At 53.0% G+C, this 22,419-nt stretch carries 25 protein-coding genes and 1 tRNA gene; 11 read left to right on the forward strand and 15 right to left on the reverse strand.

Annotated features, from left to right (window positions below):
• The first annotated feature begins 176 nt into the window (after positions 1-176).
• Both RHJ02_RS01770 and RHJ02_RS01775 read left to right on the forward strand, forming a co-directional pair.
• Positions 177-1,670, forward strand: coding sequence for a pitrilysin family protein (locus RHJ02_RS01770; RefSeq protein WP_310800390.1), 1,494 nt, complete (start codon positions 177-179; stop codon positions 1,668-1,670).
• A 178-nt stretch (positions 1,671-1,848) separates the two neighbouring features.
• Complete coding sequence (locus tag RHJ02_RS01775) at positions 1,849-2,151, forward strand: hypothetical protein (protein ID WP_310800391.1); 303 nt, start codon at positions 1,849-1,851, stop codon at positions 2,149-2,151.
• Positions 2,152-2,305: 154 nt separating this feature from the next.
• Here the strand turns inward: RHJ02_RS01775 and RHJ02_RS01780 are convergent, their stop codons facing one another.
• The 5 genes from RHJ02_RS01780 to RHJ02_RS01800 all read right to left on the reverse strand — a co-directional run bounded on the left by RHJ02_RS01780 (position 2,306) and on the right by RHJ02_RS01800 (position 7,763).
• Positions 2,306-3,226 carry an ABC transporter substrate-binding protein gene (locus tag RHJ02_RS01780; protein ID WP_310800392.1) on the reverse strand — a complete coding sequence of 307 codons (921 nt, stop codon included), beginning with the start codon at positions 3,224-3,226 and terminating at the stop codon, positions 2,306-2,308.
• A gap of 119 nt (positions 3,227-3,345) precedes the next feature.
• On the reverse strand, positions 3,346-6,231 hold the full coding sequence (gene infB, locus RHJ02_RS01785; RefSeq protein ID WP_310743286.1) for a translation initiation factor IF-2: 2,886 nt from the start codon (positions 6,229-6,231) through the stop codon (positions 3,346-3,348).
• Between the two features lie 200 nt (positions 6,232-6,431).
• Entirely contained in the window at positions 6,432-6,983 is a 552-nt protein-coding gene (gene rimM, locus RHJ02_RS01790; RefSeq protein ID WP_310800393.1) for a ribosome maturation factor RimM, read from the reverse strand.
• Complete coding sequence (locus RHJ02_RS01795; RefSeq protein WP_302677778.1) at positions 6,964-7,578, reverse strand: precorrin-8X methylmutase; 615 nt, start codon at positions 7,576-7,578, stop codon at positions 6,964-6,966. The genes rimM and RHJ02_RS01795 overlap by 20 nt, the downstream gene beginning before the upstream one ends.
• Positions 7,578-7,763 carry a hypothetical protein gene (locus RHJ02_RS01800; protein ID WP_302677145.1) on the reverse strand — a complete coding sequence of 62 codons (186 nt, stop codon included), beginning with the start codon at positions 7,761-7,763 and terminating at the stop codon, positions 7,578-7,580. Before RHJ02_RS01800 ends, RHJ02_RS01795 begins: the two co-directional genes overlap by 1 nt.
• Before the next feature lies 1 nt (position 7,764).
• Between RHJ02_RS01800 and RHJ02_RS01805 the strand changes: the two genes are divergently transcribed.
• The 3 genes from RHJ02_RS01805 to mtnA all read left to right on the forward strand — a co-directional run bounded on the left by RHJ02_RS01805 (position 7,765) and on the right by mtnA (position 10,392).
• Positions 7,765-8,256, forward strand: a complete 492-nt coding sequence (locus tag RHJ02_RS01805; RefSeq protein WP_310437936.1) for a CGLD27 family protein — start codon at positions 7,765-7,767, stop codon at positions 8,254-8,256.
• Between the two features lie 43 nt (positions 8,257-8,299).
• Complete coding sequence (locus tag RHJ02_RS01810) at positions 8,300-9,247, forward strand: asparaginase (protein WP_255451666.1); 948 nt, start codon at positions 8,300-8,302, stop codon at positions 9,245-9,247.
• A 77-nt stretch (positions 9,248-9,324) separates the two neighbouring features.
• Positions 9,325-10,392: an S-methyl-5-thioribose-1-phosphate isomerase gene (mtnA, locus tag RHJ02_RS01815; protein ID WP_310743287.1), complete on the forward strand. Its 1,068-nt coding sequence runs from the start codon at positions 9,325-9,327 to the stop codon at positions 10,390-10,392.
• On the opposite strand, the gene RHJ02_RS01820 is transcribed toward mtnA, so the two are convergent.
• Positions 10,389-10,736 carry a hypothetical protein gene (locus tag RHJ02_RS01820; protein WP_310800394.1) on the reverse strand — a complete coding sequence of 116 codons (348 nt, stop codon included), beginning with the start codon at positions 10,734-10,736 and terminating at the stop codon, positions 10,389-10,391. The genes mtnA and RHJ02_RS01820 overlap by 4 nt on opposite strands.
• 88 nt (positions 10,737-10,824) lie before the next feature.
• Here RHJ02_RS01820 and RHJ02_RS01825 point away from each other — a divergent pair, with 88 nt between their 5' ends.
• Genes RHJ02_RS01825 through ilvD form a run of 3 tightly spaced genes read left to right on the forward strand, consistent with a single transcriptional unit; the run spans position 10,825 to position 13,821 of the window.
• A complete protein-coding gene (locus RHJ02_RS01825; RefSeq protein WP_206200821.1) occupies positions 10,825-11,130 on the forward strand; it encodes a hypothetical protein in 306 nt (101 codons plus the stop codon).
• Complete coding sequence (locus tag RHJ02_RS01830) at positions 11,120-12,097, forward strand: stage II sporulation protein M (protein WP_206200822.1); 978 nt, start codon at positions 11,120-11,122, stop codon at positions 12,095-12,097. The genes RHJ02_RS01825 and RHJ02_RS01830 overlap by 11 nt, the downstream gene beginning before the upstream one ends.
• A gap of 41 nt (positions 12,098-12,138) precedes the next feature.
• Positions 12,139-13,821: a dihydroxy-acid dehydratase gene (gene ilvD / locus RHJ02_RS01835; protein ID WP_310800395.1), complete on the forward strand. Its 1,683-nt coding sequence runs from the start codon at positions 12,139-12,141 to the stop codon at positions 13,819-13,821.
• On the opposite strand, the gene RHJ02_RS01840 is transcribed toward ilvD, so the two are convergent.
• From RHJ02_RS01840 to RHJ02_RS01880, 9 genes are all read right to left on the reverse strand, one after another.
• Positions 13,784-14,575, reverse strand: coding sequence for a cobalt-precorrin-6A reductase (locus tag RHJ02_RS01840; protein WP_206200824.1), 792 nt, complete (start codon positions 14,573-14,575; stop codon positions 13,784-13,786). The two genes, ilvD and RHJ02_RS01840, sit on opposite strands and share 38 nt — an antisense overlap.
• Positions 14,576-14,752, reverse strand: coding sequence for a hypothetical protein (locus tag RHJ02_RS01845; RefSeq protein ID WP_206200825.1), 177 nt, complete (start codon positions 14,750-14,752; stop codon positions 14,576-14,578).
• A gap of 21 nt (positions 14,753-14,773) precedes the next feature.
• Entirely contained in the window at positions 14,774-15,736 is a 963-nt protein-coding gene (locus tag RHJ02_RS01850; protein ID WP_206200826.1) for an aldo/keto reductase, read from the reverse strand.
• Between the two features lie 104 nt (positions 15,737-15,840).
• Positions 15,841-16,026 (reverse strand): hypothetical protein, encoded by a 186-nt coding sequence (locus tag RHJ02_RS01855; RefSeq protein ID WP_206200827.1) that lies wholly within the window; start codon positions 16,024-16,026, stop codon positions 15,841-15,843.
• A complete protein-coding gene (rsmD, locus tag RHJ02_RS01860; RefSeq protein WP_310453186.1) occupies positions 16,023-16,580 on the reverse strand; it encodes a 16S rRNA (guanine(966)-N(2))-methyltransferase RsmD in 558 nt (185 codons plus the stop codon). The genes RHJ02_RS01855 and rsmD overlap by 4 nt, the downstream gene beginning before the upstream one ends.
• A 171-nt stretch (positions 16,581-16,751) precedes the next feature.
• Positions 16,752-17,282 carry a non-heme ferritin gene (ftnA, locus tag RHJ02_RS01865; RefSeq protein ID WP_206200829.1) on the reverse strand — a complete coding sequence of 177 codons (531 nt, stop codon included), beginning with the start codon at positions 17,280-17,282 and terminating at the stop codon, positions 16,752-16,754.
• Positions 17,248-17,496 (reverse strand): FeoC-like transcriptional regulator, encoded by a 249-nt coding sequence (locus tag RHJ02_RS01870; protein ID WP_206200830.1) that lies wholly within the window; start codon positions 17,494-17,496, stop codon positions 17,248-17,250. The genes ftnA and RHJ02_RS01870 overlap by 35 nt, the downstream gene beginning before the upstream one ends.
• Before the next feature lie 2 nt (positions 17,497-17,498).
• The gene (gene feoB, locus RHJ02_RS01875; protein ID WP_302677156.1) at positions 17,499-19,796 is read right to left on the reverse strand and encodes a Fe(2+) transporter permease subunit FeoB; all 2,298 of its coding nucleotides are present in this window, start codon (positions 19,794-19,796) and stop codon (positions 17,499-17,501) included.
• 14 nt (positions 19,797-19,810) lie between these two features.
• Complete coding sequence (locus RHJ02_RS01880; protein ID WP_399364497.1) at positions 19,811-20,350, reverse strand: ferrous iron transport protein A; 540 nt, start codon at positions 20,348-20,350, stop codon at positions 19,811-19,813.
• Positions 20,351-21,372: 1,022 nt separating this feature from the next.
• Here RHJ02_RS01880 and RHJ02_RS01885 point away from each other — a divergent pair.
• The 3 genes from RHJ02_RS01885 to RHJ02_RS01895 all read left to right on the forward strand — a co-directional run bounded on the left by RHJ02_RS01885 (position 21,373) and on the right by RHJ02_RS01895 (position 22,378).
• Positions 21,373-21,446: transfer RNA gene (locus RHJ02_RS01885), tRNA-Pro, on the forward strand.
• Positions 21,447-21,503: 57 nt separating this feature from the next.
• Complete coding sequence (locus RHJ02_RS01890) at positions 21,504-22,157, forward strand: DUF3318 domain-containing protein (RefSeq protein ID WP_310743289.1); 654 nt, start codon at positions 21,504-21,506, stop codon at positions 22,155-22,157.
• A 2-nt stretch (positions 22,158-22,159) separates the two neighbouring features.
• Positions 22,160-22,378: a hypothetical protein gene (locus RHJ02_RS01895; RefSeq protein ID WP_310800396.1), complete on the forward strand. Its 219-nt coding sequence runs from the start codon at positions 22,160-22,162 to the stop codon at positions 22,376-22,378.
• Positions 22,379-22,419 lie beyond the last annotated feature (41 nt).

Below are 22,419 nucleotides of genomic sequence, written 5' to 3' on the forward strand. Positions count from 1 at the left end.
GTGCAGTCTTTATCCTGACAATACTTAGAATAAGTTAAGCATTTCTTAACAGTGTAATGTGATTTTCATGGGTGGCAGTCTTTTTCACATCGATGGAACACACTTAAAACTGTGAAAGCTGCTCTGGGAGAGGATGATATCCCCCTCACATATCCCATAATTTGGAAAACCGTTATATGTTGGCTTCATCCTATCGGATTATTTTTATTCTTTTTCTCTCGATGGCTGTCTGGCTCCAAAGACGCCGTCCAGTGGGGCGATCGCTTTGCCTTGGACTCGTAGCGGCTCTCCTGCTATGGTTGATCCCACCCTCTTTGGCAGCAGCCATGACCCCCAAGCACTACACTGAGCTGACATTTCCCCCCTTACCGGAAATTCAAGTGCCGGCCTATGAACGCCGTCAGTTGGCCAATGGGATGGTGGTCTATCTCCTAGAGGATCACGAGTGGCCCTTGGTGCGAGGCACCTTAATCTTTCGGGCAGGTAGTCGTTGGGATCCGCCGGCTCAGGTGGGTTTGGCAGAAGTCAGTGGCGACCTGATTCGCACGGGTGGCACCCAAGTTCATCGTGCCGCTGAAATTGACCAATGGCTTGAGGATCGAGCAGCAGCCATTGAATCGGGTGTCGGCAAAAGTTTAGGGCGGATTAATTTCAACAGCCTCAAGGAACACAGTGAAGCGGTTCTAAGCCAACTAGCGGAGATGCTCCAAGCGCCAGCAGTAGAACCAGAGCGATTTGAACTGGCGATTCGGCGCCGACAGGGGATCATTCAACGCCGCGATGATCAACCCAATGCCCAAGCAGAACGGGAATTTTACAAGCTGATCTACGGTGCGGAGAGTCCCTATGCCCGCACCCAAGAGTTAGAAACCCTTGCCAAGATCACACCGGCGGATGTGCAGCAGTTTTACCGCAGGTACCTCGCTCCCTCCCGCTGTATTTTGGGCTTGGTGGGCGACTTTGATGCCTCACAAATGGGCGATCGCCTTGAAACAATTTTTGGCTCATGGCAAGATCCACCGAACTTACCTCCTTTGCCCCCCTTACCTAGGGTAACAGTTGATACGTCGCCAACAACGGTGGTGATTAATCGCCCCCATCTCTCCCAAAGCTACATCTACACGGGGCAATTGGGGGGGACGCTCAAAGATCCGGACGTGTTTAACCTCTATGTTCTCAATGGGGTTCTCAATGGCTTTGGCGGGCGTCTTTTCAATGAAGTGCGATCGCGCCAAGGCTTGGCCTATAGTGTCTATGCCGCTTGGAGTCCCGAATTTGACTATCCAGGGGTCTTCTATGGGGTGGGACAAACCCAAACCCAGACTACAGCCAAGTTTCTCAGCGCCCTACGGCAGGAAATCCAGCGACTGCAACAGGAACCCGTTAGTGCCGCAGAACTGAACTACGCCAAAGACAGTATTCTCAACTCCTTTGTCTTTAATTTTCGCGATCGCCTGCAAATTCTCAATCGTCTCCTGCGCTACGAATACTACGATTTGCCCAAGGATTTTATCTTCCGCTATCAGCGAGCCGTTAAAGCCGCAACGGCAGCAGATCTGCAACGGGTGGCACAAACCCGCCTAAAACCAGAACAGTGGCGTACCCTGATTGTGGGCGATCGCATCCCCTGCCCTACGACAAATTGCCAGCAACGACAATCTCAATCCTAAGAGCAAGATGAGCTTTCGCATTCAGAATATTGCGCGGCTGCGCCAAATCAAGCAATCATCGTTAGACTAGCGATACAGACCTTTTCCAAAATCAAGTAACAAGTTGTGAGGAAACCCTATGTCAGCTTTGCGTCTCGCTCTTTTAGTCAGCCCTACCTTTTTTGCATCCGTCCTGAGCTTGGTCCCATTGATTGCACCTGCCCATGCCCAACTCAGTACCCCCATTCCCGTGCCACCTCCAGAAAGCAGTGAGTGTGTCACTAATCCCCACCAGAAGTTTCAACTGGTCTGTACTCGCCTAGGCGCTCAGGAAACGAAACTGCAAGCTAGCCGTGATAATGGTTCGCTGCCCCCTCCTGTACTAGAGTTTACTGAGGAAGAAAGTAATACCGCGATCGCGCTATTTGGCTGTGATTGTCCCCTGTGTCTAAATGCCCTACGGCAAATGCGTGGCCAGCCTCCCCTCAATCAACTGGGTTAATACTGGATACAAGGGAGTAGGATCCAAGTATGAGCCGCTGGATTAACCTGCTTGCCCTACTCCCTAATACCATCCTCACAATTTTATTTAGTCATCCCTCGCCCCACAATCGAGAAGTGAGGTTGAGAACCGTAGGGTCAGCGTCGGGAGGATGTCACACAATCCCAATTTGGGTCTGTTGATCATTCCATATTTTCCATTTTTCGTAGATGCGGCGTAATGTGCCGTCCTTCTTGAGGATGTCGATGGCTTGATCAACTTCTGTTTTGAGGGTTTCTCCTTTGGGGTTGTTCTTATTAAAGGCAATCACATAGTTATCCAAAAAGATCGGGACACCAATTGGGCGCAGGCTATTGTTCACTGTGCCCCCCGAACCGGCACCAAGAACGTAGTAGGCCACTATCGGGAAGTCGACGAGCAGAGCATCAACATGCCCGATGGCTAGAGCATTCATAAACCCCGTTGCATCATCATAGAGACGGGTTTTGATGCGGGGGTCTTTCTCTAGAATTTCCTGCGCCTTGTAGCTCATACCAGTGCCAACGGTCATGCCAGCCAGATTGGCTAGGGTAACTTCACTGGTGGCAGTGTATTTTTCGAAGCGGGGGTCATCTGCTCGCACTACAATCTGTTGGCCGTAGCGGTAGTAGGGCTGGGAAAACCATTGGATGCGCTTGCGATCAGTGGTGATTTCCCAACCGTTAAGAATCATGTCAAAGCGATTGGCGGCAAGGGCAGCGAACAGTTGATCATAGGACACCTCAAAAAAAAATGCCCTGACTCCCATCAGGCGTGCGATTGCTTCAGCAATTTCCACCTCAAAGCCAATCAACCTGCGGCGATCCGCTGGATCGTAAAAAACGTAGGGGGCACCCTCAATCGGATCCGCCCCCCAAGTCAATGTACCGGGACTGAGCAGGCCATTGCTTGAGATGATCCCTGTCGCCGTAGATCCAGACAAGGAATCCGCCTTCCCGCCACAGGCCGTCAGCAGGCTCTTGCTGGCTGTGGCAATTATAGATATCGCGATTCCTTGAGAGACATGGCGCAAAAAGGTACGACGCTGCCATCCCATACCGACTTTCATCTTTGCAGTTGATCGGGCTTGAGGCTACCCATTGCTCAACCCCAACTCAGTTTAGCACATCGGCAGGCAGCACCCCCCGCCAGAGAATCCATGGAGGCTAAGGGGTGCTACTTTTTATCGCTACTGCCGCCAAGACTACGACGTTTTGTTACTGTTTGGAAGGCGTAAATAATATCTCCTTCCTGCCATTGTTGAAAATCATCCAAGCGCACACCACATTCGTAGCCCGCCGCAACTTCGCGGACATCGTCCTTCATGCGTTTTAGCGAACTCAAGATGCCTGTGTGAATGACACTTTGCTGGCGCAGCACCCGTACTTTGCAGTTGCGCACGAGCTTGCCATTGAGGACATAACAACCGGCCACAGCTCCTTTGCTGAGGGGGAAGATAGCTCGCACTTCGGCTTGACCCAGTTCTTCCTCGACCAGTTCGGGTTCCAGCATCCCCTCCATTGCCCCTTGAATATCATCGAGGAGCTTATAGATGATGTTGTATTCGCGGACATCAACGTTGTGCTGCTCAGCCGCTTGGCGTGCCCCTGAGGCAAGGGTGGTATTAAAGCCAATGATGACGGCACTACTGGCGGCGGCAAGGTCAACATCGGTTTCAGTAATTTCGCCGGGGGCAGCCAACAAGACTCGCAACTGTACTTGATCTTGGGGCAGTTGGTTGAGGGCCGCCAAAATCGCCTCGACGGAACCTTGAACGTCGGCTTTGAGAATGAGATTGAGTTCTTTGAGTTCCCCTTCGCGGGCTTGACTGGACAACGAGGTAAGGGAGACCCGCCGGGCGGCTGCGGCTTGGGCAAGGCGGGATTGGCGTTGAGCGGCGGCTCGCTCCTCCGCAAGGGCACGGGCGGCTTTTTCATCGCTGAGGACTTCAAATTCATCCCCGGCAGCAGGGACATCCGCCAGACCCAAGACTTCGACAGCAAAGGAGGGGGTTGCTGCCTCGACACGCTGCCCGCGATCGTCAATCATGGCGCGAACCCGACCAAAACAGGCACCTGCCACCAGAATATCGCCGACCCGCAGGGTACCGTTTTGTACCAGCAATGTGGCCACAGGTCCCCGTGCCCGATCCAAGTGGGCTTCAATGACGGTGCCTTTGGCAGGGCGATCGGGATTGGCGTAGAGATCCTCCACCTCAGCCACCAGCAGGATCATTTCTAGGAGCGTATCGAGATTTTGCTGTTGCAGGGCACTGACAGGCACCATAATCGTGTCGCCGCCCCACTCTTCGGGCACCAAGCCGTATTCAGTGAGTTCCTGCTTGACCCGCTCCGGTTGGGCAGACTCTTTGTCAATTTTGTTAATGGCGACAATGATCGGCACTTTAGCTGCTTTGGCGTGGCTAATGGCTTCAATGGTTTGAGGTTGCACCCCATCATCGGCAGCAACCACGAGAACAGCAATATCGGTGACCCGTGCCCCCCGTGCCCGCATGGCGGTAAAGGCTTCGTGACCGGGGGTATCGAGAAAGACTACCTGATGTTTTTCGCCGTTGTGTTCGACATCCACGTGGTAGGCGCCAATGTGTTGGGTGATGCCGCCTGCTTCCCCTTGAGCCACTTTGGCATTGCGAATGGCATCGAGAAGGCTGGTTTTGCCATGATCCACGTGACCCATAATCGTGACCACGGGTGGACGCCGTTGCAGGTGATCGAGGTCGCTCGACTCCAGCATTTCGGTGACTTTTGTGGCCTCGGCTTTCTGCTGTGCCGTTTCCACCGTAATCCCCAATTCCTTGGCCACGAGTTCAATTGTTTCCACCTCAAGGGTTTGGTTGATGGTGGCGGCAATTCCCTTAAAGAAGAGAATTTTAATGATTTCCGCTTCGGGGCGACGCACTAAACTGGCCAACTCCTGCACTGACATCGGGCCTTCAATCGTAATGTGATCGGGCGGTGGTGCTTCGGCTGGCTCTTCGTGACGGCGATCGCGATGCCGGGGTTGTTTTTTCTCGCTGCTTTTTTCGGTTTTCGCCGCTGGTGTAACGGGACGGGCGGGACGAGGCGCCTTGGGCTTGGGTGGCCGTTGCAGCGATTGGCTGACATCAACGGTTACTTGGTGTACCCCGACCAAACGGCTGGTGAGTTCTAGTTCTTCCTCTTCGTCAATGACTTCTTCACGCAACTTGACGACGCGGGAGGATTTCCGTTTGTTCTCCTCATCATCAAAGTCTTTGTGACGGTGGCGGTCTTTGATGACTTTGCTAACGGACTTGTCATCGAGTACCTCAACGGTTTCGGTGACGGGCTTGGGTGGATTGGGTGCCCGCAGGACTGGCGCAACGGGTTTGGGTGGCGGTTGTAGCTCTGGTAAAGCTGGCTTGGGCGCCATTTCCGGGGGGTTGACGGGTGCCGGGGGAACTGCCCGCTGGACAATTTCAATGCGATCTTGACTGCTGGGTTTCGCAGGAGCGATCGCCACCTTTTCTTTTTTGGGGGGTTCCTTTAGCTCTTTGCGGGGTGGGGGAGCCGCAGCGACTTTTTCCACTTTCTTGGTGGGGCGGGCGGGCGGAGGGACTAAAGTAGGCGCTGGACGCGGTGGTGTCGGTTCGGGTTTTGCGGGAGGTGTAGGGGGTTTGGGCGCCACAGGTTCCACTGCCTTGGTGGCAACTGGTGCAGGGGGTGTGGGTCGCGCAGGGGGCTGCGGTGCTTGGGGACGAGCGGGAGGTTGTTGTAATTGAGGCTTGGGCGCTTCTGGCGTCTCAGAGCGGGGTTGAGTGTGGACAGCAACAATTTGCTGCGTTTTTGGAGGGGCTGGGGCTTTCTTCACAGGAGGAGGTGTTTTTGAAACTTTACGGGGTGAGGCACTATGGGGTTGATAGGTTTTGGCCGCTTCGCGAATGCGATCGGCATCGGCATCGGAAATTGTGCTGCTGTGACTTTTATAGGCAATTCCCAACTGTTCACAGATCGCCAATAAATCTCGATTATCTAGGTTGAGTTCTTTTGATAGGTCATAAATGCGAACTTTACCAATGCTCATGCTGTCTCTCAAAGGCTCTGAAATCTCTACGAAGGGGCAAACGGTAGGGCGATCGCGATCGCTCAGGTAAAGGCTACCGTCAAGGTGGAATTAATGGGTTTTAAGGGATGGGTTGGGGCAACTCACTCAACAACAATCTCAAGAGTCAGGGCTAAAAAAATAGAAGTATCCCTATTATTAACGATTTTGGTAGGGATTGATCAGGGCAACAGCCCCAAGGGGGGATCAATTTCAATTCTGCGGGCTGCTAGATCAACCACCGGCACGATGGCTGGCACAAAGGGAATATACACTGATCGGCGGGCTTCTTGCGCTGGGTCGAGTAACTGCACTTCTAGTAAGTCATTGCCGGCATTGACCAAGCCCACCACTTCGCCAACTCGCTCACCTTGGTGATACACGGCAAGTCCAATCAAGTCCATGAGGTGGTATTCATTTGCGGCAAGGGGTGGGCGATCGCTGGCGGGGACTAAAATTTCTGCCCCCTTGAGTGCCTCCGCTGCGGTGCGATCGCTGACTTCGGCAAAGGTAACCACAAACTGTTCGGCACGGGGTAAAAATCGCCCGCGCACGAGGGTAACCGCATGGGGTTGGGGCTGCCGGGGCGATCGCAACCAACGAGAACCCGCCACGGTAAAGCGTTCGGGAAAATCGCTAAAGGGCTTGACCTTAACCTCCCCCCGCAGGCCGTGGGCACCGACAATTTGGCCGATACAGAGCCATTCACTTGTCTCAGGGAAGGGGGTCACCATAGGCCGTCCAAGCCAACTTGAGTAAACCGTTCATAATTGCTGTGGCAACGCTCACGCCCCCCTTGCAACCCTTAATGGAGATGTGGGGCACCCAAGACTTTTGCAGGCGATCCAAAATGGGGGGGAGAAAATTGGGGGCAGCGTCAATAATCAAGGCAGGGCGAATTTCCTGAGCCTCCACTAAAGTCAGGAGGGGTTCTAGGGCTGAATGATCACTACTGAGGACAAAAATAGCCGTGGGATGGCGTCGTGCCAAGGTTTCTATGCCAAAAGCAATGCGGGACTTTTCCTGCTGCGGACGGGTGAAGGTTTCTGCCCCACAGTAAATGGGATTGCCAAAGGTGTTTTGGGTGTAGGAGAGCACCCCCACCTGCACCATCGTCACATCCACCACAATCGGGGTATGAGCGGCAAGGGCAGCCACACCGGATTGCAGGGCCTGCTCTGAGTAAATAATCAAATTCAGATACTCTAAATCCCCCGTCGCATAAATCACACGGCGCGTAATATCGTACTGTGCTGGACTCAGGTTGTGCCCGGCCAGCAACTGGTCAATAACCCGTAGTTGTGCAACGTCAGACTGGTGCCATTCCATCAAAGGTGCCGCAAGGGAGCTAGGGAATAATCAATATACCAACAAAATTTCTGCCCCACTAGGCGAGGTGGAGCCGTGACATCCTCTAGTGTACGAGGCGATCGCCCGATTTCATGCATGGTGTGGCGATCCACGATTTCAGCGAGACTGGTATGCTGGAAACAGCGTCCTTGAACTTGTGCCACTGTGTCTCAGATTTTCTGTCCTGTCCCGGCAGATCAACGACCGATCAACGAATATCGTGACCTCAAAGCCTCTTGGTTTTTTGAATGGTCGAGTTGGCCGCGGCCGCGTTTTCAAAGGCGTTTGCTACTGCTGTGGGGGATGGCTTGGCTCATTAGTGGTCCGGTGGCGATCGCCAGCTTTTCAGTGCAAGAGGCACCCCTACATGTTTTCTTCGCTGGGGTGCTAGGAGCAAACTTCCTGCTGTTGCTGATTCTTTTGCGCCTTGTACTCGGTTGGGCTTATGTGGGCGATCGGCTGCACCGTCCCACGGTCATTTATGAGGAAACGGGCTGGTACGACGGTCAGGAGTGGCAAAAACCCGAAACTGAATTGGCTCAAGATCGCCTGATCTATACCTACGAGTTGCGCCCGATTTTACAACGGTTACAGGTAACCCTTTTGGCGCTCGTGATCTTTTCTTTGGGACTGACCCTTGCTTGGGCACTCCTGTAGCTGCTGCTGATATTGTTGCTCATTGACCTGCATGACCGAACCTATGTCCAAACGCACCCAAGCCCCTCTGCTCGATGTTTGCTTACTGCGGGAAGGGATTGTTGAGTCGCGCCACCATGCCCATGCCGTGGTCTGTGATGCCCGTGGCCGAATTCTTGCCCTTGCAGGAAATGCGGAAACCGCTGCTTTTATCCGCTCTGCCCTCAAGCCCTTTCAAGCCTTGGCAGTGACCACCACGGGAACGATGGAGCGGTTTGACTTGAGCGATCGCGACCTCGCGATTATCTGTAGTTCCCACCAAGGGCGTATTGAGCAAGTCCGCCAAGTCTTTAACATCCTCTGGCGTGCCGATGTGGATCCCACTGCCTTGCAATGTCCCGTTCCCCCCGGCCGCCAAGGGGCACTGCAGCACAACTGTTCGGGTAAACATGCGGGGATGCTGGCGGTTTGTCAACAGCGCAATTGGCCATTGGCAAGTTATCTGCACAAAAATCACCCCGTTCAGGCTCTGATCCTCTCCAAGGTGGCGGAACTACTGAAGATGCCCGCCGCAGAATTTATCTGTGCCCACGACGACTGTGGGGCGCCCACGTATTTGATGCAACTGGTGCAGATGGCCACCCTTTACGGCCAACTGGCCTCGGGCAATGACTGGGCAATGGAGCGCGTCGTTCGTGCCATGACCCACCACCCTGATTTTGTTGCCGGTCCCGGTGCCTTTGATAGCGAGCTGATGCGCCTCACGGAGGGGGAAATCCTCAGTAAGTCCGGAGCTGAGGGGATTCAGTGTGTGGGTCGTGTGGGCGAAGGGATGGGATTGGCGATTAAGGTGAGTGATGGTGCGAAGCGTGCTAAATATGCCGTTGCTATTCAATTGTTGAAGCAACTGGGCTGGATTACTCCCAGTGTGGCGGAAGCTTTGGGGGAGCAGTTTCTGATTCCCAACCAATTTACCCGTCTCGAGGTGAATGGTGAACTGACCTTTGCCTAGGGGGCTAAATTCTAGCCTGAATAGGTTCTCCCTTGGGTTATGATTTGTATTCAATTTTAGTGAGCACGGAGGCTGTTGTGGCTGTCACAGCAAATGTCGGAACCATCTTTCCTGTGGTGTGGGCGGGCGATCGCGTGCAGTTAATTGACCAAACCCGCTTGCCAGAACAGTATGAACTCAAGGACATCACCACCGCAGCGGAGATGGCCACCGCCATTCGGACAATGGTTGTGCGCGGTGCGCCAGCGATTGGGGTTGCCGCTGCCTTTGGCATGGTCTTGGGGGCACGGGAATACACAGGGAGCGATCGCAAGGGCTTCTTGGCTCACCTAGAGAATGTCGCTTCCGAATTGCGGCAAACCCGCCCAACGGCAGTGAATTTATTTTGGGCCATCGATCGCATGCTTGGGGCAGCCCAGCAAGCCACAGCCAGCCTTGAGGAACTGCAGCAGCACCTTCTTGAAACCGCCCAAACCATTGCCCGTGAAGATGTGCAAACCTGTCAAGCCATTGGTGAAAACGGCCTTAGTGTCCTGCCGAAAACGCCCGAGAAGTTGCGCCTGCTTACCCACTGCAATGCCGGTGCCCTAGCGACAGCAGGCTATGGAACAGCGTTAGGGGTGGTTCGTGCGGCTTGGGCGGCGGGTCGCTTGGAGCGAGTCTATGCCGATGAAACTCGTCCTCGTCTTCAGGGAGCGAAATTAACCGCTTGGGAATGTGTGCAAGAGGGCATTCCTGTCACCCTGCTGGCGGATACGATGGCGGCGCACTGTATGCAGCGGGGGATGATTGATGCGGTGGTGGTGGGCGCCGATCGCATTGCCTTGAATGGGGACACCGCCAACAAAATTGGTACCTATAGTGTTGCCCTCGCCGCCAAAGCCCACAACATTCCCTTCTTTGTCGCCGCCCCCCTTTCTACAATTGATACTAAAATTGCTACTGGGGCGGAAATTCCCATTGAGGAGCGCCACCCCCAAGAAATTTATCAGGTGGGGTTTAGCCGCATTACACCCGCTGGGGTAGATTTTTACAATCCGGCTTTTGATGTCACCCCTGCCCATTTAATTAGTGGCATTATTACGGAGCTAGGGGTTTTTGCTCCCGCTGACCTTGCACAGGGTATTGGTGCAGCAGCAGGTTAACGGCGGCAGACTGCACGGGCAATATCACCCGCTATCGTACCGGGAGGATAGCTTTTGGTTCCCGTCCAATCCCAACCGTAATAATCACTCTTAACATCGTAGGGATTACAGGACGCCGTTGCCCGATGCCAGTAATCGTCGCCAAGGGTCGAGAGGCTAAAATCCACTTGGATAATGCCATTCCTATTTCTATAAAAGCGACGGGAATCCATATCCACAGTGTAAACACGGCCTCTACTGTCGCGAGCCACTTCCACTTCCATTTCTGCGAAAGCAGGCGGGGCGATCGCCAGACTGAGGCTCAACGTTGCTGCCCCCACAAGGGCAACAGGTGTCCGAAACATGGTCACAAAACCTCTTTTTTTGCTAACACGATCGTAGCAACTGTGGTAGAAAATCGTTATTCCCAATTCAAAAAGCTTTATAGAAAAGATGATTTCCTCGCCATCCTCTTTAAGTACAACCGACCTCAACGCCCTTGCTGAACGGATCCGTATCGCGGCTGAGCGAGCCAATGGAAATGTCCATGACCTGTTGGCATTGCTGCGGCTTTTAGAGCAATTGCATCGCGAAATTTGTGACAATCAGTTTCAAGCGGCCTTGCCCACCAACCGCCAAGCGCTCTATCAACTACTGCGGGATATTGAAACCAATGGCGGCTGGCCCTACATTCCCCGCAAACGCCTAGAGTCTTTTTTGGGGGCAATTCAAGAGGAATCAGATAGTCATGAATGTTGAACGCTGGCTGATCCGCCAAGAGCCGCAGTGGCTAGAGCTAGAACACCTCCTCAACCGTGCTGAGACAGAGGGGATTCAAGCGCTATCGGCAACGGAGATTTGCCGCCTCAGTCAGTTGTACCGCTTGGTTAGTGCGGATTTAGCGCGGGCAAAAACTCGCCGCTTGGGCAGTAGCATCGTCAACTATTTGCAGGGTCTCACCTTGCGGAGCTACAGCCAAGTCTATCAGGGTCAGCGCTCCCAAGATTGGCGCAAAGTTTGGTGGTTTTTCCAGCGGGGCTTCCCAGCGGTTGTCCAGCAAACATGGGTCTATACGGCCTTTGCCTTGGGGGTATTTCTGGTGGCGGCGGCGATCGCTTGGTGGTATGCGTGGAGCGATCGCCAATTTTTGGAACTAGTGGTACCCGCAGACATCCTTTCCCTTGTGGAAGAGGAGGGCAAGCTCTGGATGGGATCGATCGTCGGGGTTGAACCCCTAGCCTCCAGTGCCATTATGACCAATAACCTGAGTGTGGCTTTTGCAATGCTAGCGGGAGGTATCCTAGGGGGGCTAGGGACGCTTTATATCCTCTGGAATAACGGTCTGCACATGGGGGCGATCGCTGCCTTAGTGGCTCAAAACAATCTAGGGTATCCCTTTTGGGCTTTTGTCAGTCCCCATGGTGCTTTGGAGCTGCCTGCAATTTTTCTGGCCGGTGCTGCGGGTCTGTTGTTGGGGCAAGCGATTCTCTTGCCGGGGCGTTACCGTCGCCTGAGCGCACTCAAAGGCAATGGCGCCTTGGCAGCACAACTGATGTTTGGCATTGTTCCCCTCTTGGTGATTGCCGGTATTATCGAGGGCTTTTGGTCGCCCAATCCGCTAATTCCCAACAGCGTTAAATATCTTTCTGGCTTAGGGTTATTTGCGGCTTTAGTGCTCTATTTGGCTTGGCCGCTAGAGCGATCGCCCACGGGTGAGGGAAAATAGAAGGATGCTTTATTGACGTTTAGGCCGATCGCGAGAACACTATGGCAGAAAACTGGCGCAGTCGCATCATTACAGAAGGCGTTCAACGCACCCCCAACCGAGCCATGCTGCGAGCCGTGGGCTTTGGCGATGAGGATTTCAACAAGCCGATTGTTGGGGTGGCCAGTGCCCACAGTACGATTACCCCCTGCAATATGGGGATTGCTGCCCTTGCCAGTCGTGCCGAAGCAGGCATTCGGGCAGCGGGGGGAATGCCGCAGTTGTTTGGCACAATTACGGTCAGCGATGGTATTTCCATGGGCACGGAGGGGATGAAATACTCTCTCGTCTCGCGGGATGTGATTGCTGATTCGATTGAGACCGCCTGTAATGCCCAAAGTATGGATGGGGTGCTGGCGATCGGTGGCTGCGACAAAAATATGCCCGGCGCGATGATTGCCATGGCACGGATGAACATTCCCGCCATTTTTGTCTATGGGGGCACGATTAAGCCCGGTCATTGGCAGGGTCAAGACCTGACGGTGGTTAGCGCCTTTGAAGCGGTGGGTCAGTTTAGTGCCGGCAAAATGGATGAGGCGACGCTCCATGCCATCGAGCACCATGCTTGTCCGGGGGCGGGTTCCTGCGGCGGTATGTTCACGGCCAACACAATGTCCTCAGCCTTTGAAGCCATGGGCATGAGCCTAATGTACTCGTCAACAATGACAGCGGAGGATGCTGAAAAAGCCGACAATACAGAGTTGGCGGGCAAGGTGCTGGTGGAGGCGATTCGTAAGAATATTCGACCCCGTGATATTATCACCCGCAAATCCATTGAAAATGCCCTCAGTGTGATTATGGCGATCGGTGGCTCGACAAATGCCGTGCTGCACTTTCTGGCGATCGCCCACAGTGCCGAGGTTCCCCTCACCATTGATGACTTTGAAACCATTCGCCAGCGGGTGCCCGTCCTCTGCGATCTCAAGCCCTCGGGTAAATACGTGACTGCGGATCTACATCGGGCAGGGGGCATTCCCCAAGTAATGAAAATGCTCCTCAATGCTGGCCTACTCCACGGGGATTGCCTCACGATTACGGGGGAAACCATTGCCGAGCGGCTGCGGGATGTGCCCGATACCCCCGACCCCAACCAAGAGGTGATTCGTCCGTTTGACAAGCCTCTCTACGCCACCGGCCACCTGACCATTCTCAAAGGGAATTTAGCCACTGAGGGCGCTGTCGCCAAAATCTCTGGGGTAAAAAATCCGCAGATTACCGGTCCGGCGCGGGTCTTTGACTCTGAGGAGGCCTGTTTAGAGGCCATTTTGGCCGGTAAGATCAACCGCGGCGATGTCATTGTCATTCGCTATGAAGGCCCTGTGGGTGGTCCGGGGATGCGAGAAATGCTGGCTCCCACCTCTGCCATTATTGGTGCCGGTTTAGGGGATAGTGTTGGCCTCATTACCGATGGTCGCTTCTCTGGTGGAACCTATGGCATGGTCGTGGGTCACGTTGCCCCAGAGGCGGCAGTAGGTGGCACGATCGCCCTTGTGGAAGAAGGAGACTCGATCACCATTGATGCCCATCAGCGGCTGCTGCAACTGAATGTCAGTGAGGAAGAACTGGCAGCGCGGCGGTCTAAATGGCAGCCCCCGGCACCTCGCTATACCCGTGGGGTATTGGCCAAGTATGCCAAACTCGTGTCTTCTAGTAGTCTGGGGGCAGTGACTGATCGCTTTGTTTAGAGGTGGCTAATTCCTGCAAAAAGGCCTCGATACCGGCGCGATCGCTCGTTTGGCGCGGATAGACCAGAGCAGGGCGTTGCAGGGTAATCAGCTTCACCCCCAGCTCACGGGCAAGGGTCTGCTTGATCTGCTCACTCTCGGTACCCGAGGCCTTGGTCACCACCGTTGTAATCTGCCACTGTTGCCAGAGGGCGCGCTCTAACTCTCGCGATACGGGGGGGAAAATGGCAATTAAGCGCTGGCGATCGAACCCCGCCGCCAAGGCAGCCTCCAGTGCGCTTGTTGTGGGCAAAATCCGTGCAAAGAGGGTAGCCTGACGCTGGAGGGGCGCAAAAGCTGCCAAATGTTTGACTCCTAGGGTCAGCAACACCCGCTCACCCATGAGGAGATCCCCTTGCAGCAGTGTTGGCAAATCAGTATAGATGCCAAGAGCTGGCGGAAATGCTGGGCGTTCAAAGCGCAGGTAGGGCAAGCCAAATTCTTGGCTGATGGCAATGGCAAGGGCAGAGATTGCCACCGCAAAGGGATGGGACGCATCCACCACGGCTTGAATCGAATGTTGCTCGATAAACTCACGGGCACGCTCAGGGGTCAAGCGCTCGATATGGCAACTCAACAACGGATGCGCGTCATAAAGATGGCAGGCCGCCGCTGTGGTCACGCTCACCCAGCAGGGAAACCCTTGGCAGACAATTAATTGGGCAATCCAGCGACTCTCTTGGGTGCCGCCAATCAGCCAAATCGCTCCAGTCACCTAGCCCAGCAACGCTCGGCGAAAGTTTTCTCGATAGGACTTATTCATCAGTAGCGGTAGCCACAGCACGCTGAGAACAAAGCGCGATTGTGTGTAGTAGGTGCGGTGAAACCCTTGCCAAAAGCGCAGCGCAATCAAGAAGTAGAGAACAATTGCACCCAGACCGAGGAGTTCCATAAAGACGTTAGTGGATCTGAACTACCACTTCCACATTACTGGATTCTCCGGATCAAGGGTAGCAATGACCGGCCGGCTAATTTCATCGAGCATGGCCAAAATGGACTTATCTAACTGAAGGTCAGCCGCTTTGATATTTTCTAGCACTTGTTCCGGATGGCGGGCACCAACAATGGCACAGGTTTGCGGTTGATGCAGTAGCCAAGCCAACGCCAAATTCCCGACACTGCTGCCCAAGCTCTGGGCAATCGGTTTCATCAACTCAATCGCTTCAAGGGCACGGTCGTAGGTTTCTCCCTGAAAGAGCTGGTTTTTAGCACGGTTATCCTCAGGGTCAAACTGGTGGCCGGGACCAAAGCGACCCGTGAGCAACCCTTGGGCGAGAGAGGAGTAGGCCAAAACGGTAATCTCATGCTCAATACAGAAGGGGATGAGTTCTGTTTCTGCCCAGCGCCAAAAGAGGGAATAGGGGGGCTGGACACTCTCAATGCGTCCGTACTGCATCGCCTCCGCCAGTTGAGCACGGGAAAAGTTGGAGACCCCAATGGCACGGATTTTGCCCGCCACTTGCAACTCCACCATGGCTTGCATGGTTTCCTCGATGGGCACGATTTCTGAGCCAAAGGAGCCGGCAGGCCAGTGAATTTGGTAGAGGTCAATGTAATCAGTGTTCAGGTTGCGCAGCGATCGCTCGCAGGCGGCAATGACCTCCTTGTAGCGCAAGTGGTTAGCAAACACCTTTGTTGCATAGACACAGCGATCGCGCAAATCACCGACCGCTGCGGCCACAATCCGCTCTGAATGCCCATCGCCATAGACCTCAGCCGTATCAATGGTAGTCATCCCTGCTTCCACAGCCGTGCGGATCGTGCGAATGGACATCTCATCTTCTATACCGACCCACCAACGCTTGCCCGCTTGCCACGTGCCAAGAATGAGTGGCGTAATTTGGATATCTGTACGACCAAGGGGACGAGTTTGCATACAATCCTTCTCTTAAAGGAACAGCTAGGGGGGATGGTGGGAGACTGCACAATGGGTTTGACGATGACGTGATTGCGCTCTTGGTGCTTGGCTTCATAAAGCGCCTAATCCGCTGCATTAAACAGCTCTAAGGGGGAATCATTTCCCCGCGGAATCAGTAAGGCCACCCCAAAGCTCAGTCTCCCACAGCAACCCGCTGAAGAATATTCATGGACAATGTATCTCGCTTGAATCGCCTCCTGCAACTGCCACGCCACCAACTCCGCACCACCAATGTCTGTAAATGTCAATTTTTGTGACAAACCAAGAAGAGTACTGTCGTGCTGCCATAGATTTTAATGCGTTGCTGCTGCCAGCCGATCGCCAAGATCGCCTCTAAATCTGGTGGATTTTTTGTGCGACACTCAACAGCAATTTCTCCCTCAGGGCTAAGACACTTTTGCTGCCAAATTAACTGGAGAACGGGTAGATATAAGTCACTATTATAGGGAGGATCAAAGTAGATGAAGTCAAACTGAGGCACAGGGACTTGGGTCAATTTCTGGCGCACATCTCCCCGCAAAACTAAAGTGTGCTGATGGGGCTGGGCAAGGGTTGACCAGTTTTGGCGGATGACTTGACAGGCTTGGGGAGACTGTTCGATCGCCACCACCCACTGGGCACCCCGCAGCAGGGCTTCTGCTCCCATGGCACCGGTACCAGCACACAAATCCAGCCAGCAACATCCTTGGAGGCGACCCTGCCAAATATTGAAAATGGCTTGGCGAACTTTGGCACGGGTGGGACGGGTACTGTGACCGGAAAGGGTTTTGAGCGATCGCTGGCCAGAAATTCGCAGAGGCATACGCTTAAGGTAACGGCTTTCGCCCAAAATAAAAAGCCCCGGGAGTCTTGCCGTGTTTCGACCCCAGGACTTTTGTTTGCGAATCACTCCTCACTACCTACAAGATACTCTGAGTCCTTGGGAACTCCTGTAGCGACACATGACACTTTCTGAAGCGGCACCCTTTTGGCTTTAGGCTGCGGGCGTTGACTGCATTGTCGTGGTTCCTTTGGTTTGGGCAAGCCTGCCAATTTCCTGATCAATAAAGAAGAGTCCTTGCCCCTCCGTGCCAATCAGTTCAATCTTGTCAAGGATACTCTTGAACAAAAACTCTTCTTGGTGCTGCTCGGCCACATACCACTGCAAAAATTGCAACGTCGCATAGTCAGGCTCCGTATCCGCTAACTGCACTAACTCATTAATTTTGTGAGTTACAAACTGTTCATGCTCATAAACTTTACTGAACATCTCCCGCAGGGACTGAAATGTGTGTGGGGGAGCTTCCATACCGCCTAGGATTGCCAAGGCACCGGTTTCATGCATGTAGTTCAAAAGCCGCCGCATGTGTGCCATTTCTTCATCAGCATGTTGACTGAGGAACGCCGCACAACCCTCAAGGGCTTTGTGGGCACACCAGGAACTCATCTGCAAGTAGAGATGTGCTGAATAAATCTCAAGGTTGATTTGCTCATTGAGCCGGTTGGTCATTGCTTGGGATAGCATTGTTGATTCTCCATTCGTAAAGTTCAAGAGGGTAAAAACCACACTGATGACAGCCGCCACAGTGGCTAGGGATGATTTTTTTCACCCGTCCTTTGCGGATGAGTTGGCTAAGGATCAGTTCAATCATCGCTGGCGGTACCTGAAAATGGGCAACCAATTCTTCCAAGGAAACCACGTGGTGCTTCTGAATATAGTCCTGCAGTTGCAAGAGCATAATTATGTCCCCTGTGGCGAGGAAAACCGCTGGCGATCGCCCCAATATTTCAAGGCCATGATTACCATCCCCATCACTGCCCCTAGAGCCAGTAACCAAATTAGCGAGAACATCGGATGCGCCGCAAAGGTCATGAGTTGGTAGTAAGCAGTGGCGACCCAGTAGGCCAATCCCGTTGTCCAAGCCGCTACAAAGATAGTCCAGCCCAAATTGGTTTCTCGATAGACGGCGGCAGTGGCCGATACACAGGGAAAGTAGAGCAAAACAAAGAGCAGGAAGGCGATCGCTGCCGTTGTCGTGCCAAACCGTTGTGCCATCTGGCCAAATGTTGTGTAGTGCACGCTCTGAAGTTCAGCTGCGGCTTCGGGGTTATCTGCCTCTTGCAACACATGGAACCCTAAAGGATCAAGCACCCGTTGCCCTAGCTCACTGAGATTTTTGGGAATGCTGAGCACTGCTTCCTTTAATCCCCCCCAAACTGAAAAGGGTTCTTCTGGTGTATCCCCAGCTTCAGTGCTTTGGGCTTCTTGGCGAGCTAACTCTGTATAGAGGGCATCCATCGTTCCCACCATCACTTCCTTGGCAAAGATCCCCGTAAAGAGTCCTACGGTTGCTGGCCAGTTGTCGGACTGAATCCCCATTGGCGAGAAAATCGGCGTAATTTGGCGACTAAAGGCGCTCAAAATCGATTGAGTACTATCCTTTTGGCCAAAGCGACCATCGGTGCCGACAGAGTTGAGCAGTCCGAGAATGACCACAAGGACGACAATCATCTTGCCCGCTCGACTAATAAAGGTTTTTAGCCGCTCCCAAGCCCGCAGGAGTACCCCTCTGAAGGTGGGTAAACGGTAGGGGGGCAATTCCATTACAAACGGAGCAATCTCTCCTTGAAAGAGGGTGCGCTTCAGCAAGAATCCCGTGAAGATGGCTGCGGCAATTCCCACCATATAAAGCAAAAACACGATATTTTGGCCGCTGCGGGGGAAGAAAGCAGCAACAAACAGGGCATAGACCGGTAGGCGGGCACCACAGGACATAAAGGGATTCATCAAAATCGTCATCAGGCGATCGCGCCGATTCTCGAGTGTGCGGGTGGCCATAATGCCGGGGATATTGCAGCCAAAGGAAACCATCATCGGTACAAAGGACTTACCGGGTAAGCCCAGCCAGCGCATCAACCGATCCATGACAAAGGCTGCCCGTGCTAAATAACCAGAGTCTTCAAGAAGTGTGAGAAAAATAAAGAGCAAGCCAATTTGAGGAATAAATGTTGCCGTTGTTTGGATACCGCCCCCCACTCCCTCTGCCAGAAGACCAATGAGCCAACCGGGGGCATTAAATGTTTCCAGCACTTGGGTCGGCCAACCCACGACCAGCGTTCCGACACCAATATCAAAAAAGTCAATAAAGGCACCCCCCACGTTAATTGAGATGAGAAATATCAAGTACATGACGGCCAAGAAAATGGGAATTCCCAACCAGCGGTTGAGTGCAATGCGGTCAATGCGATCAGAGACTGTTGTTGTCAGGCGATCGCCCTGTTCCAGAACCTCAGCCATTAGGTGCTGAATCCAGCAATAGCGACTATCGGCAATCACAAGGTCTATGTCTTCTCCTAGGGTCTGGTGAATCCGCTCTCGCCATTGGCGCAGTGGTGCTACAACATCATTGGGAACTGATTCAATATATTGCAGCCAAGCCAAGGCCTGTGCCCGATTTTTGAGGCCTTGAGTCAGCAAATCAGCAATAGCCTCTTCAATCACAGGGGGTTGGGGCACACTAACGCTAGAAACAGGTGGTGCTGCCAAGGCAGTGCGAATAGTTTGCCGCAGTTGAGCAAAATGCTGTTGTTGTTTGGCACAAAAAGGCAGCACCGGTAGACCTAAGCGCTGGCTCAAGGCTGGGATATCCATCTTGATTTTGGTGGCACGAGCCACATCCATCATGTTGAGGACAAGGATGAGGGGGACTCCTAGATCAAGCAATTGTGATGTGAGGTAAAAATTGCGCTCTAAGTTAGCGGCATCCAGAATATTCACTACCAAGTCATATTCCCCCGCCAATAGAAACTTGCGGGCAATCTGCTCGTCTAAGCCAGTGCTATCCTCAGCATCGAGGGCATAGACCCCCGGTAGATCCACAACTTGGACAGTGATGTCGCGATCCCGATAGCGGCCTTCCTTGCGCTCAACAGTAACTCCTGGCCAGTTCCCTACCCGCTGATTTGCCCCCGTAAGACCATTGAAAATTGTTGTTTTGCCACAATTTGGGTTACCAATTAACGCAATTGTTGCTGCCATGTCACACTCCTTTGCTAGAGCAGATGGACTTTGAGGGCATCAGCTTCATCCTTACGCAAGCTCAAATGAAAGCCTCGCACCTTAATATCTGTGGGATCACCCAAGGGGGCATGGCGGACAACCTCAACTTCGGTGCCGGGGGTTAAACCCATGGCTAATAATTTGCGTTTGTAACTGGGGGTGGTAGGGGCATAGCCGATAATGCGCAGGCGAGCACCAAGGGGGGCACTGCGTAGGTTTACAGCTGCCAATTCCAGCTCTTTGAGCAAGATGTTTTGGGCTAGCTCGTGGTTCACACAAAACCGCTTTGAGTCAAGAGCCACCATGACTGCCCCGCGATCGCCCCGATGTAAGATGCTAATTATCGCCCCCGGTGCCAGACCCATCCCCAACAGTTGCTGGGTATTGCTGCACATTAACTTCACAATGCAGTAGCGATCGCCCACCTTAGCTTCAGCAAGGGAAATCAGATTAGACATGCCTCGTCTCCATCGCTGTCTTCGAGAATGGGGGTCGGCGATATAGGTAAAGGGTGGCCACAAAGGTGATGACATATTGCATTTAATGATTTTTTGAAAGCTAGTTATTGCATATAATTCTCAATTTATAGCACAGCTTTGCAGTGGCACTGTGACTTTAGCAAGTCTTAACCTATCTCCAATCATCCTAAGAGCTGGGTCTATTTGAAAGTTTTGGTGTGAATTTTGTCTTAAGTGAGATATTGAGACTTGTAAAAAGTCTTTTATTAAGATATTTAATCTCATAAGAGATTTTACAAAGAGCGTTTTTTATGGATGCGCAAAGCTCCTGCAAGTCACGGCGATCAAACCCGCTCAAAACGACGAAAGTCCCTATGGGTTTAGAAATCACCCTTGCTCATAAAGGCAGCTTGAAAATTTGCCTAAGTTTTGTCGTTAGCCAAGTTTTGATGCTGTTTTTCTGCGATTGGGTCATCTCCGCCTCGATAAAACAAATAAACAGGCCAGCGAGGTCAGAGCTTGTGATGTCCAAGTAGCGTTTGAACTCATTGGGTTTTTCAGGTCAGTGGGGTAAGGTGTCATCCCCCCTTCCCAGCGCTTTGGCAGCAACGATTAAATCGTAGTAATCGGTGTACCACACCTGCGGATCGTCCATGTCGGGAAAAAGCCGAGCGTTGTCAATCAGGTAAAGAAGAGCGACTAGGATCGTTTTTCTGGTGCGGTAGAGCTGTCTCGGCGGGCAATGTTCTGCTGTGAGCAGATGAACAAGACGAATCAGGGCAAACACGCGACTTAAGGTGATCTCGAAATCTGACCGTACTTGAGAGGGGGATGTTCTTCTCCTTAAGGTTTACAGTTGCCATCCCCAGAGACAAGCGTTGCTATTAAACCCTTGGAAAACGGCTCTACCTGACTGGTTCTGTTTGACCGATTGTGGGTGCCGCAATAGAGCAGATTTTTCAAACTCCCTTCTGAAGAGGGTTTTCACTGCCTTAGTTTGAACTATGGACTAAAACTGGACTAAATTTCCTAGGTTGTGCCAACCGCTCCATCGCCATTGAGGAAAACCCCAGCAAGTGTTATCTTAGATAAGTTGTCGGGATGTAGCGCAGCTTGGTAGCGCACTTCGTTCGGGACGAAGGGGTCGCAGGTTCAAATCCTGTCATCCCGATTGGTTAGCCTTAAACTGTTAAGATAGGTAAGAAATACCCTTGGATTTTCTTGTGCTATGACCTCGGCTGCATCCTCAGTTGCCCGTTCTGACTTAGCAGAATTGCGTCGTCTCAAGTCTCTCTTGCCACCAGAGCTGCAAAGCTGGGTGACGATCGAACCGGCCAGTGGGGTGAATCCTCCCCTCATTACCTGCGAAGAAATTGGCAAAGATGAGGTGGAGATTCAAATTGATTTAGCCCGTTGGGATCAATTGGCCAAGGATCAGCGCAATCTCCTCTTTTGGCATGAGGTCGCCCGCATTCAAAATGACACGATTCCCCGCGATGGCTGGGAGATGGCAGCACTAGCGATTGGTTTAGGGGGTGCTGTGGGAGAACTTTGGGTGCAGGATGGCCTGTTGCTGCTGCTTGCCCTTGGGCTGTGTGGCTTTTCGGGCTGGCGGCTCTACCAGCGCAATAATGGTGAAAAGGTTCTCAAGGAAGCCATTGCTGCTGATGAGCGGGCGATCGCCCTTGCGACTCGTTTTGGCTATGAACTCCCCAACGCCTACAAAAGCCTTGGCAGTGCCCTCAAGCTCCTAATTGAGCAAGCCCCCAATCGCCGCCAACGCAAACGCTATGAACTACGTCTGCAAGCCCTGAAAAAGAGTGCGGCCAAAGCCAAAGCCCGCATGCAGGCCATGCAAAACGACACTCCAGCAGAATCTTAATCATGGCTCGGCCAAAACGCCAACTGCTGCTGCCAACCCTCATTCTCCTATGGACAGTGGCCAGTCTAGGGTTTATGGCGCAGTGGGATTTACATCCTGTCCTGCGGTACTATGGCTGGGTCTTCACGGCGCAAGTTGCCTTTTTGATTTTCTTTGCGCCAGGGATCGCCCGACAGCTGAGGGGTACCAAACGTTCCCAAAAAAATGAAAGCCTGCCTTGAATTCATAAAAAACCCTCGATCGCTCTGACCGAGGGCAGCAC

The organism is Thermosynechococcus sp. TG215 (genome assembly GCF_031583455.1).
Lineage (GTDB): Bacteria > Cyanobacteriota > Cyanobacteriia > Thermosynechococcales > Thermosynechococcaceae > Thermosynechococcus.

Excerpts from the sequence above, each read along its gene's own strand:
- rsmD (WP_310453186.1), bottom strand. The coding sequence starts at position 16,580 with ATGCCTCTGCGAATTTCTGGCCAGCGATCGCTCAAAACCCTTTCCGGT.
- infB (WP_310743286.1), bottom strand. The coding sequence starts at position 6,231 with ATGAGCATTGGTAAAGTTCGCATTTATGACCTATCAAAAGAACTCAAC.
- RHJ02_RS01895 (WP_310800396.1), top strand. The coding sequence starts at position 22,160 with ATGGCTCGGCCAAAACGCCAACTGCTGCTGCCAACCCTCATTCTCCTA.
- RHJ02_RS01780 (WP_310800392.1), bottom strand. The coding sequence starts at position 3,226 with ATGGGATGGCAGCGTCGTACCTTTTTGCGCCATGTCTCTCAAGGAATC.
- RHJ02_RS01830 (WP_206200822.1), top strand. The coding sequence starts at position 11,120 with ATGAATGTTGAACGCTGGCTGATCCGCCAAGAGCCGCAGTGGCTAGAG.
- RHJ02_RS01820 (WP_310800394.1), bottom strand. The coding sequence starts at position 10,736 with ATGTTTCGGACACCTGTTGCCCTTGTGGGGGCAGCAACGTTGAGCCTC.
- RHJ02_RS01810 (WP_255451666.1), top strand. The coding sequence starts at position 8,300 with ATGTCCAAACGCACCCAAGCCCCTCTGCTCGATGTTTGCTTACTGCGG.
- RHJ02_RS01880 (WP_399364497.1), bottom strand. The coding sequence starts at position 20,350 with ATGTCATCACCTTTGTGGCCACCCTTTACCTATATCGCCGACCCCCAT.
- RHJ02_RS01890 (WP_310743289.1), top strand. The coding sequence starts at position 21,504 with ATGACCTCGGCTGCATCCTCAGTTGCCCGTTCTGACTTAGCAGAATTG.
- rimM (WP_310800393.1), bottom strand. The coding sequence starts at position 6,983 with ATGGTGACCCCCTTCCCTGAGACAAGTGAATGGCTCTGTATCGGCCAA.
- ftnA (WP_206200829.1), bottom strand. The coding sequence starts at position 17,282 with ATGCTATCCCAAGCAATGACCAACCGGCTCAATGAGCAAATCAACCTT.
- RHJ02_RS01850 (WP_206200826.1), bottom strand. The coding sequence starts at position 15,736 with ATGCAAACTCGTCCCCTTGGTCGTACAGATATCCAAATTACGCCACTC.
- ilvD (WP_310800395.1), top strand. The coding sequence starts at position 12,139 with ATGGCAGAAAACTGGCGCAGTCGCATCATTACAGAAGGCGTTCAACGC.
- RHJ02_RS01870 (WP_206200830.1), bottom strand. The coding sequence starts at position 17,496 with ATGCTCTTGCAACTGCAGGACTATATTCAGAAGCACCACGTGGTTTCC.
- RHJ02_RS01795 (WP_302677778.1), bottom strand. The coding sequence starts at position 7,578 with ATGGAATGGCACCAGTCTGACGTTGCACAACTACGGGTTATTGACCAG.
- RHJ02_RS01845 (WP_206200825.1), bottom strand. The coding sequence starts at position 14,752 with ATGGAACTCCTCGGTCTGGGTGCAATTGTTCTCTACTTCTTGATTGCG.
- RHJ02_RS01770 (WP_310800390.1), top strand. The coding sequence starts at position 177 with ATGTTGGCTTCATCCTATCGGATTATTTTTATTCTTTTTCTCTCGATG.
- feoB (WP_302677156.1), bottom strand. The coding sequence starts at position 19,796 with ATGGCAGCAACAATTGCGTTAATTGGTAACCCAAATTGTGGCAAAACA.
- RHJ02_RS01825 (WP_206200821.1), top strand. The coding sequence starts at position 10,825 with ATGATTTCCTCGCCATCCTCTTTAAGTACAACCGACCTCAACGCCCTT.